15 protein-coding genes and 1 tRNA gene are annotated in these 9,493 nt (G+C 62.7%); 13 read left to right on the forward strand and 3 right to left on the reverse strand.

Translation table 11 applies throughout. From position 1 onward, the window contains the following. Positions 1 to 35: 35 nt before the first annotated feature. Genes A6723_RS05290 through hisB form a run of 3 tightly spaced genes read right to left on the reverse strand, consistent with a single transcriptional unit; the run spans position 36 to position 1,531 of the window. Positions 36 to 296 (reverse strand): DUF2164 domain-containing protein, encoded by a 261-nt coding sequence (locus A6723_RS05290; protein WP_054910489.1) that lies wholly within the window; start codon positions 294 to 296, stop codon positions 36 to 38. A 3-nt stretch (positions 297 to 299) separates the two neighbouring features. Then, on the reverse strand, positions 300 to 938 hold the full coding sequence (gene hisH / locus A6723_RS05295) for an imidazole glycerol phosphate synthase subunit HisH (protein WP_024762242.1): 639 nt from the start codon (positions 936 to 938) through the stop codon (positions 300 to 302). Next, positions 938 to 1,531, reverse strand: a complete 594-nt coding sequence (gene hisB, locus A6723_RS05300; RefSeq protein ID WP_015479330.1) for an imidazoleglycerol-phosphate dehydratase HisB — start codon at positions 1,529 to 1,531, stop codon at positions 938 to 940. Before hisB ends, hisH begins: the two co-directional genes overlap by 1 nt. A 139-nt stretch (positions 1,532 to 1,670) precedes the next feature. Between hisB and A6723_RS05305 the strand changes: the two genes are divergently transcribed. The 13 genes from A6723_RS05305 to A6723_RS31125 all read left to right on the forward strand — a co-directional run. Beyond that, the gene (locus A6723_RS05305) at positions 1,671 to 2,069 is read left to right on the forward strand and encodes an acetyl-CoA sensor PanZ family protein (protein WP_054910488.1); all 399 of its coding nucleotides are present in this window, start codon (positions 1,671 to 1,673) and stop codon (positions 2,067 to 2,069) included. Between the two features lie 141 nt (positions 2,070 to 2,210). Then, entirely contained in the window at positions 2,211 to 4,439 is a 2,229-nt protein-coding gene (locus A6723_RS05310) for an AsmA family protein (RefSeq protein WP_054910487.1), read from the forward strand. Beyond that, complete coding sequence (gene mutY / locus A6723_RS05315) at positions 4,436 to 5,503, forward strand: A/G-specific adenine glycosylase (RefSeq protein ID WP_054910486.1); 1,068 nt, start codon at positions 4,436 to 4,438, stop codon at positions 5,501 to 5,503. The genes A6723_RS05310 and mutY overlap by 4 nt, the downstream gene beginning before the upstream one ends. Continuing rightward, positions 5,500 to 5,772 (forward strand): oxidative damage protection protein, encoded by a 273-nt coding sequence (locus A6723_RS05320; RefSeq protein WP_037012291.1) that lies wholly within the window; start codon positions 5,500 to 5,502, stop codon positions 5,770 to 5,772. The genes mutY and A6723_RS05320 overlap by 4 nt, the downstream gene beginning before the upstream one ends. Positions 5,773 to 5,850: 78 nt before the next feature. Further along, positions 5,851 to 5,926 (forward strand) — tRNA-Phe (locus A6723_RS05325). Positions 5,927 to 6,134: 208 nt separating this feature from the next. After that, positions 6,135 to 7,340 (forward strand): tyrosine-type recombinase/integrase, encoded by a 1,206-nt coding sequence (locus tag A6723_RS05330; protein WP_054910485.1) that lies wholly within the window; start codon positions 6,135 to 6,137, stop codon positions 7,338 to 7,340. A gap of 1 nt (position 7,341) precedes the next feature. After that, positions 7,342 to 7,848, forward strand: a complete 507-nt coding sequence (locus A6723_RS05335; RefSeq protein WP_054910484.1) for a hypothetical protein — start codon at positions 7,342 to 7,344, stop codon at positions 7,846 to 7,848. Positions 7,849 to 7,927: 79 nt separating this feature from the next. After that, on the forward strand, positions 7,928 to 8,140 hold the full coding sequence (locus tag A6723_RS05340) for an AlpA family transcriptional regulator (protein ID WP_054910483.1): 213 nt from the start codon (positions 7,928 to 7,930) through the stop codon (positions 8,138 to 8,140). 272 nt (positions 8,141 to 8,412) lie between these two features. Next, a complete protein-coding gene (locus A6723_RS32050; protein ID WP_156356627.1) occupies positions 8,413 to 8,589 on the forward strand; it encodes a hypothetical protein in 177 nt (58 codons plus the stop codon). Then, complete coding sequence (locus A6723_RS05345; protein ID WP_054910482.1) at positions 8,582 to 8,815, forward strand: hypothetical protein; 234 nt, start codon at positions 8,582 to 8,584, stop codon at positions 8,813 to 8,815. The genes A6723_RS32050 and A6723_RS05345 overlap by 8 nt, the downstream gene beginning before the upstream one ends. Continuing rightward, positions 8,808 to 8,966 carry a hypothetical protein gene (locus A6723_RS32055; protein WP_156356626.1) on the forward strand — a complete coding sequence of 53 codons (159 nt, stop codon included), beginning with the start codon at positions 8,808 to 8,810 and terminating at the stop codon, positions 8,964 to 8,966. Before A6723_RS05345 ends, A6723_RS32055 begins: the two co-directional genes overlap by 8 nt. Continuing rightward, positions 8,963 to 9,217 (forward strand): hypothetical protein, encoded by a 255-nt coding sequence (locus tag A6723_RS05350; RefSeq protein ID WP_054910481.1) that lies wholly within the window; start codon positions 8,963 to 8,965, stop codon positions 9,215 to 9,217. The genes A6723_RS32055 and A6723_RS05350 overlap by 4 nt, the downstream gene beginning before the upstream one ends. Positions 9,218 to 9,347: 130 nt before the next feature. Further along, on the forward strand, positions 9,348 to 9,493 hold a 146-nt coding region (locus tag A6723_RS31125), incomplete at its 3' end, for a transposase (RefSeq protein WP_256546888.1).

A 9,493-nucleotide genomic window follows, 5' to 3' on the forward strand; every position in this document is an offset into this window, starting at 1 on the left:
GAACCTGCTCGAATCCAAAGATGAATGGGGTCGGGTCAGCTCTTCTCGAGCGCCCACAAGTCGCTTTCGATGCTCTCGAACCGGTCTTTCAGGTGAGATTGCACGTCGAAGATCGCCTTGTTGTAGAACAGCGGGCCGAACTCGCGCATGAAAAAATCCAGCGCCTCCTCGGCCTCGAAGGAACCGACGTCCAGCTCGAAGCGCACTTCGAGGAAACGCTGGATGGCCCGCGCCGCACTCTGGCGCTGGGCGCCATCGAGTTCGAGGATCGCGGGCTTGTCCTTCTGGCGTGCCATGGCTTACCAGCGGCCATCCCAGGCGGCGAAGTTCTGCAGCAGCTGCAGGCCGTGGGTATGGCTTTTCTCAGGGTGGAATTGCACGGCGAAGCGCGAGCCATCGGCCAGCGCAGCGGCGAAATCACGCCCGTAATGGCCACGGCCGACCACCTGGCGCGGGTTGCCCGCCTCGATGTAGTAGCTGTGCACGAAGTAGAAGCGCGCGTTGTTCGGGATGTCGTGCCACAGCGGGTGATCGACGCCCTGCGCCACCTCGTTCCAGCCCATGTGCGGCACCTTCAGGTGCTCGCCGTCCTCGTGCAGGTCCTTACCGAAGAAGCGCACCTGGCCGGGGAACAGGCCGATGCAGTCGACGCCGTCATTCTCCTCACTACGCTCCATCAGCGCCTGCATGCCGACGCAGATGCCGAGGAACGGACGATCCTGGCTGACTTCACGCACCAGGCTGTCGAAGCCCAGACGCTTGATCTCGGCCATGCAGTCGCGGATCGCGCCGACGCCGGGGAACACCACACGGTCCGCCTCGCGGATCACATTGGCGTCGCTGGTCACCAATACGCGACCGGCGCCCACGCGCTCCAGCGCCTTGGACACCGAGTGCAGGTTGCCCATGCCGTAGTCGATGACGGCGACGGTCTGCATTACAGGCACCCTTTGGTGGACGGCATCTGGCCGGCCATGCGCTCGTCAAGCTCGATGGCCATGCGCAGCGCGCGGCCGAAGGCCTTGAACACGGTTTCGATCTGGTGGTGGGTGTTGTGCCCGCGCAGGTTGTCGATATGCAGGGTGACGTTGGCGTGGTTGACGAAGCCCTGGAAGAACTCCATGAACAGGTCTACGTCGAAGCCACCGACACTGGCGCGGGTGAACGGCACGTGCATCTGCAGGCCGGGGCGGCCGGAGAAGTCGATGACCACACGCGACAGCGCCTCGTCCAGCGGCACGTAGGCATGGCCGTAGCGGCGGATGCCTTTCTTGTCGCCGATGGCTTTGGCGAAGGCCTGGCCGAGGGTGATGCCGATGTCTTCGACGGTATGGTGGTCGTCGATATGCAGGTCGCCCTTGCACTCGATGTCCAGGTCGATCAGGCCGTGGCGGGCGATCTGGTCCATCATGTGCTCGAGGAAGGGAACCCCGGTATCGAAGCGGGCCTTGCCCGTTCCATCCAGGTCGATGGAAACCTTGATCTGGGTTTCCAGGGTGTCGCGCGCGACGGATGCCTTGCGTTCGGCCATCACCAGCTCCACAGCTAACACTGCACGTAATTATAAGAAGGGCCGGCATTATAGGCGCGCCGGGCGCTGCGCCGCTACGGGCGGTGGTCGGCGCTGGCCGATGGTCCTACACTGCGCGACCCGAATACGAGGATCGAGCATGCCCGTCGTCGTCCAGCACCTGACCCAGCCCAGCGACCAGGACCGCCAGGACCTGCTGAAGATCTACGCCGACGCGCCCGACTGGCTGCTGGCGCCCTTCGCAGACGCCGGCGAGCTGGTCGAGCGTGGACTTGCCGACGGCCTGCTGTTCACCGGGCGCTTCAATGATCGCCTGCTGGGCGCCGCCTGGATCGAGCGCGATGACGATACCTGGCGGCTCTCCCGCCTCTGCGTGCGCCAGGTCACCCGCGGACGTGGCGTGGCCCGCCGCCTTCTCGAGGAGGCGCAGCGCCTGGCTGTGCTGCAAGGGGCCGCGCTGCGGCTGACAGCACCTGACGGCAAACACGAAGCGGCTGTTTTCGCCGAACATCTTGGCCTGGCACTGGAAACGACCTGATCGCGTTCATGACGGGAACCGAGCGTCGCGTCCCCGTTCCAACTCCGCAATAACGGCACCCTGCCCTGCGGGCTGGGGTGCCGGCGCGTCATTGGTATACTTCCTCGCCATTCCATTCGCCGCCTGAACAAGGACCCGTCCATGAAAGCGTTCGGCAAAATCATCGGCATCGTCGCCCTGGTCCTGCTGCTGCTCATCGTCGCCGCCGGCTTCGTGCTGACCCACTTCTTCGACCCGAACGACTACAAGGACGAGATCCGCCAGCTCGCCCGGGACAAGGCCAACCTCGAACTGAACCTCAAGGGCGATATCGGCTGGAGCCTGTTCCCCTGGCTCGGGCTGGAATTGCATGACACCAGCGTGGCGAGCCTGCAGACCCCGGACAAGCCGTTCGCCGACGCCCAGTTGCTGGCCATGTCCGTGCGCGTGCTGCCGCTGCTGCGCAAGGAAGTGCAGATGAGCGATATCCGCGTCGAGGGCCTGACCCTTTCCCTGAACAGGGACAAGGCCGGCGTCGGCAATTGGGAAAGCATCGGCAAGCCCGCCCAGCCCGCTGCCGGCACGCCGCCTGCCGCACAACCGGCGCCCGCGCCGACCGAGCAGGCCAAGGCTGACGCCCAGCAATCCCACCAGGCGATGAAGCTGGACATCGACAGCCTGAACGTGAAGAACGCCCGTATCGACTACGCCGACGCCCAGAGCGGCAAGACCTACAGCGTCGAGGGTATCGAGCTGACCACCGGGGCCATCCGCGAAGGCAGCAACATCCCGCTCAAGCTCAGCGCCTACCTGGGTACCAACCAGCCGGTGATCCGCGCCCGCACCGAACTGACCGGCAACCTGCGCTTCGACCGCGCCCTCAAGCGCTATCAGCTCGAAGACGCCAAGCTCTCCGGCGAAGTTTCCGGCGACCAGTTCCAGGGCAAGACCGCCAACTACAGTGCCCAGGGCCAGTTGGTACTCGACCAGGCAGCCCAGGTTGCCGAGTGGAATGGCCTGAAGGTCACCGTCAACCAACTGCGCGCCCTCGGCGAGATCAAGGCCCGCGAGCTGGACAAGGAGCCCAAGTTCGATGGCGGCCTCTCGCTGGCGCCGTTCAATCTGCGTGAATTCCTCGAAAGCATCGGCCAGACCCTGCCGGAAATGGCCGACGCCACCACCCTCACCAAGCTCGAACTGGCCACCCGCGTCAGCGGCACCCGCAACAGCCTGACCTTGAACGACCTCAAGCTGAAGCTGGACGACAGCAGCTTCAGCGGCAACCTCGGCATCGCCGATTTCGGCAAGCAGGCCATCCGTGCCCAGCTGTCCGGCGACAAGCTGAACCTCGACCGCTATCTGCCGGCCAAGGTCAAGAAGGCCCAGGACGCCACCAACAGCGCACGCAAGGCTGAAGTTGCCAGCACCGAGCAGAGCGCTATCAAAGGCGATACTCCACTGCCCAACCAGCCGACCCAGCAAGCCTGGAGCGACGCGCCGCTACTGCCTATCGCCCGCCTGCGCGCACTGGACCTGGACGCCAGCCTGGCCCTCGGTCAACTGACCCTGGACAAGCTGCCCATCGACAACGCCATGCTCAAGCTGCGCGGCCAGGGCGGCCTGCTCAACCTCGACGACATGCGCGGCGAGCTCTACGACGGCAAGTTCAACGCGACCGCCAGCCTCGACGTGCGCCAGGACGTACCGACCCTGAAGGCCAAGAAGCACATCGCCGACATACCGGTGGAGCGCCTGCTCGAATCCCAGGGCCAGAAGCCGCCGGTGAAGGGCCTGCTCGACCTGGATGCCGACATCACCACCCAGGGCAACAGTCAAAAGGCCTGGATCGACAACCTCAACGGCACCGCGCGCTTCGTCATGACCCAGGGCGTGCTGCTCAACGCCAACCTGGAACAACAACTGTGCCAGGGCATCGCCACGCTAAACCGCAAGTCGCTGACCGCCGAGCACGGCGGCAAGGACACACCGTTCCGCGAACTGCAGGGCAACCTCACCTTCCGCAACGGCGTGGCCAGCAACCCGGACCTCAAGGCCAGCATTCCCGGCCTGACCGTCAAGGCTGACGGCGACCTCGACCTGCGCGTACTGGGCATGGACTACCGTGTCGGCGTGACCATCGAAGGCGACAAGAGCGATATGCCCGATCCGGCCTGTGAGGTGAACAAGCGCTATGTCGGCATCGAATGGCCGCTGCGCTGCCGCGGCCCGCTGGAGCTGGGCGCCAAGGCCTGTCGCCTGGACAAGGACGGCATCGGCAAGATCGCTGCACGGTTGGCCGGGGACCGGCTGAACCAGAAACTCGAAGAGAAGCTCGGCGACAAGGTCAGTCCCGAACTCAAAGACGCACTCAAAGGGCTGTTCAAGAAGTGACCCCGCAAAGCTTCCATTCGGCCGTGCTCGACTGGTTCGACACGCACGGCCGCCATGACCTGCCCTGGCAGCAGAACATCACGCCCTACCGGGTGTGGGTCTCGGAAATCATGCTGCAGCAGACCCAGGTCAGCACCGTGATGGGCTACTACGACCGCTTCATGACGGCGCTGCCCACCGTGGCCGACCTCGCCAACGCGCCGGAAGACGAAGTGCTGCATCTGTGGACGGGCCTGGGCTACTACACCCGCGCCCGCAACCTGCACAAGACCGCGAAGACCGTGATGGAGCAGCACGGTGGCGAGTTCCCCCGTGACGTCGAGCAGCTCGCCGAGTTGCCCGGCATCGGCCGCTCCACCGCCGGCGCCATCGCCAGCATCTCCATGGGCCTGCGCGCACCGATCCTCGACGGCAACGTCAAGCGCGTGCTGGCCCGCTATCTCGCCTGCGATGGCTACCCGGGCGAGCCCAAGGTGGCCAAGCAGTTGTGGGAGGCCGCCGAGCGCTTCACCCCGCACGCGCGAGTGAACCACTACACCCAGGCGATGATGGACCTGGGCGCCACGCTCTGTACCCGCAGCAAGCCGAGCTGCCTGCTCTGCCCCCTGCGCGAAGGCTGCCGCGCGCACTTCCTCGGCCGCGAGACCGACTTCCCGGTATCCAAGCCGCGCAAGGCACTGCCGCAGAAGCGCACGCTGATGCCGATCCTGGCCAACCGCGGAGGCGACATCCTGCTCTACCGCCGCCCGTCGACCGGCCTCTGGGGCGGCCTGTGGAGCTTCCCCGAGCTGGACGACCTCGCCGCTCTCGACCCACTGGCCCAGCGCCATGCCCTGCGCCTGGGCGAGCGCCGCGAACTGCCCGGCCTGACCCATACCTTCAGCCATTTCCAGTTGGCCATCGAGCCCTGGCTGGTGCGCGTCGAGGACGCAACCCCCGCCGTGGCCGAGGCCGACTGGCTCTGGTATAACCTCGCCACCCCGCCGCGGCTCGGCCTTGCCGCCCCGGTGAAGAAGCTGCTCAAACGAGCCGCCGACGTGTTGAACGCAGGAGAAATGTCATGACCCGACTGGTGATGTGCCGCAAATACAAAGAAGAGCTGCCCGGCCTCGATCGCGCACCCTATCCCGGCGCCAAGGGCCAGGACATCTACGAACACGTTTCGAAGAAAGCCTGGGAAGAATGGCAGAAGCACCAGACCATGCTAATCAACGAGCGTCGCCTGAACATGATGAACGCCGAGGATCGCAAGTTCCTCAGCACCGAAATGGACAAGTTCCTCAGCGGCGAGGAATACGCGCAGGCCGAGGGCTACGTCCCGCCCAGCGCGTAAGCTCCGGTATTATTTGAAAAATTTTTTCGCGGCACGCTTGACACCCTTTCCGAAAACCCTTTTAATGCGCGCCACGTTGCCCAGGTAGCTCAGTTGGTAGAGCAGGGGATTGAAAATCCCCGTGTCGGCGGTTCGATTCCGTCCCTGGGCACCATACATCGGTCCCGAGAGTTCTCTAGCAATCTCGGAACCCCAAGAAAACCGGCCCTTGAGCCGGTTTTTTTGTTTCTACCGGTCCCTACCGTTCCCTTGTAAGCCCAAAACTTTGTGAGTAGATTCGTGAGTAGCCGCAGTTCGGTCCTCAATTTCTACTCACACCTGACAGCCAATTTGGCGCCAGGCGTGGCTTTCAGAGGAATGCCGTGCCTCTCACAGACTCCGCAGTCCGTACCGCCAAGCCCCGCGAGAAGCTCTACCGCCTCTCCGACACCCTGGGCCTGAGCCTCGAAATCACTCCCACCAGCAGCAAGCTCTGGCGCTTCCGGTACCGGTTCGCCGGAAAGCCGAAGATGATCAGTCTTGGCGCCTATCCGGCCATTACGCTCGCCAAGGCCCGAGAATTGCGCGACGTTGCACGATCGCAGGTTGCCGCTGGGATAGACCCGTCCCACCACAAACAGGCAGAGAAGCGCGCCAGAGAGGCTGAGGCTTACACCTTCGAACGTCTCGCCAATGAGTGGTACGACTACAGCGCCCCTCGATGGGCCGAGGCCACTGCGTACAAGGCCCGTCTGTACCTGGACAACGACATCGTCCCAGTGATCGGCAAGCGGCCGGCGTCGGAGATCACCAGGCCGGAAGTGGTGGAGCTGGTCCGCAAGGTGGAAGCACGAGGAACCCTGAACGCGGCCGGCAAGATTCGTCAGTGGCTGAATCAGATTTTCCGCTTCGGCCTGGCCAAGGGAGTGGTCACCACCAACCCCGCTACCGATCTGGATGTGGTGGCCGCCCACGCACCCCGGGCAAAGCATCACCCACACGTCCCGCTTGCTGAGCTGCCAGCCTTACTGGACTTACTCTCCGGTGCGTCATGCGACCTGTCTACCAAGATTGCTATTCGCCTGCTGGTGCTAACCGGCGTGCGCCCCGGCGAGCTACGCCAGGCCCCATGGAGTGAGTTCGATCTGGACGCCGCCACCTGGACCATCCCAGCGGCCAGGATGAAGGCTAGGCGCCCTCACATCGTGCCGCTGCCCACCCAGGCGGTAGACCTACTGCGCAATCTGCAGGAGATCACCGGGCGCTATGAGCTCGTCTTCGCGGGCAAGGCCAATCCTGGCCGCCCCCTGTCAGAGAACACCGTCAACAAGGCGCTCCGCATCCTCGGCTACGAGGGGAGACAGACCGGCCACGGCTTCCGCCACCTCCTGAGTACCGAGCTGAACAACCGCGGTTACAACCGGGATTGGATCGAACGCCAGTTGGCCCACGGCGACGACAACGAGATCCGCGACACCTACAACCACGCTCATTACCTCGATCAGCGCCGGCAGATGATGCAAGCCTGGGCGAACGAGATCGACGCGCTGTGTGCCGGAGTGAGTGTCCGGTCACTTAGAAGGGCATGAGATGGATTTCGCAGACTTCGACCCAACCTGGAGTTTCGAGCAAGCAAAAGCTGCTGGAGATTATGGGCCTGCAAGCCCGTTTCAGCGCTGGCAGGCATGGTCAATAATGCTAGAGGCCTACCGGTCTAACTTTGAGGAAGGAAACCGGAACAGCGTCCTTGAAGCTCTACGCGTGTGTGCGATCCACGAGCTACCTATGCCTGAATGGCTGTCGGTTGGGTACCAGCAATGCTTCAGGGAGTGGCGACATTTACACGTAAGGACTTTGGACGAGGCGTTCGGAGTAACTCTACCCAAAGGCTCTCACTTTGCTGCGATGAGGAAGGCTCGGCGTCTGGAGTTCGAAGTGCCTGCCTTGGTTATGAGACTGAAGAGAAAAGGGATCCCGGTCGACGAGGGGCTTTTCCAAGAAATTGGCAAGGCCCTGAATATCAGCGCCGGAACGGCAAAAAGCGCCTATTACAAGTCTGGCTATCACCGATCTAGAAAACTTCCAAAGAAAAGCTAAATCTCTTGGAAATACTTACTCGGTAGCCATTCATAGCATTTGCCCATCGCTCCCAGACAGCCCCAAGGAGGCCGCAGCGATGGCAAACAAATCTAGCCCCCACCGCTTCATCCGCCGCAAAGAGGTCAAGGCGAAGACCAGCCTCAGCGACTCCGAAATCTACCGTCGCATTCACGCCGGTACTTTTCCTGCCCAAGTAAAGCTCTCGGAAGGTCACGCCGTATGGATCGAGGCCGAAGTTGATACCTGGATCGAGGCGCGCATCGCTGAAGCCCGCGGGGTGGCAGCATGACGCTTGCGAACCTGTCGACCTGGCCCTATAGTCATCTCGCTGCCGCAAATTCGGCAGCAGTCGGGATTGGCGTCCCGGTAGCAATGGCGGACACACCGCCTCGAGCGGTTTTTTTGTGTCCGCAGCATGGCAGCACCTCTATGGGTGGGGCCGTGTGGTGGCATCTTCGGATGCGCCGGTTCCATTGCCCGGTACGCCAACTCCGCACGGTTCCGCCCTCCCTGATTGGCGTCAGCTGGGCGGAAGAACTTCCTTGCAATGGAGCTCTTCCCATGACTAAGCGTCGCATCCTCACCCTCAATCCGTCTAAAGCACAGGCCGCCTACCACCGCGCCTGCGCCCTGGCCGCGCTCCACGCCGATTCCAGCCTTGCCACTCGCCTCCGCCGCTACAACGAAGCCATGGCCCGTGCTCGCGCCCTGGAAGCTCAGGAGGTGCGCCATGCATAGTCTCACTCTCCTGTCCGGCCGCCTCGGCAACGAACTGGTCTGTGCCGGTATTGCCCTAGAGACGCTGGGTAACCTGCTGACTGCTGACAGCTCCAAGCACAATCTCGAAGAGAAAGACGTTGATGGGCTAAACCACGCCGTGCTCGCCATTTCGGCATTTGTCATGTCAGCGGGTTATGACCTTTGCGAGGCAGCAGAAACAGAGCAGGAGGCAAGCCATGCGTAACCTCAAACTCGTTCCTAAGCAGCCCAAGCCGAGCGCCGAGCAGCTCGAAGAGATGCTCAAAGACCGGATGCGCACCATTGATGGCGAACGGTGGATTTCGATTCGTGACCTGAATGCGGCTATCCGCCTGATCACGGGGGAAGTGCAATGAACGCTATCACTGATTTCGAACTCGAGTCGGCGCTGGCGGCCTCGCGTGCAAGCTTTGTAGTTCGAGCCTTCGATCACCAGGGCCGAATCCTTGCCGAATATGGCCCGATTCTTGGCGTGCACGCCATGCGCCAATTGGCTGATCAGGTTGGCGAGGAACATCCGGATTGCCATCTCACCATGCGCCGCATGCGCGCCAGCCATCCAGTCGCTCAATCGGTCATTGCTGAAAGCAAAGGCGGTGCTCAATGAACGCATCCGTAAAGATTCAACGTCTCAACGTAACCGGCCAGCAAACACACCTTTCTGACCCCACCGCCAAAGGCGATGGTGTCCACCTATTTAAGTGGACACCACTTCTAGCCTTTTAAGAGGGTCTTTCATGCAGCCACAACGCCGTTCCTATTCCAGGTCGTTCAAGGCCCAAGTCATTCAAGAGTGCGCCCAACCTGGGTCCTCGATTGCCAACGTTGCGCTGAGCCACAGCCTCAACGCGAACCTCGTCCACAAGTGGATTCGGCTGCAAAC

The organism is Pseudomonas sp. AU11447, assembly GCF_001672555.2.
Lineage (GTDB): Bacteria > Pseudomonadota > Gammaproteobacteria > Pseudomonadales > Pseudomonadaceae > Pseudomonas > Pseudomonas nitroreducens.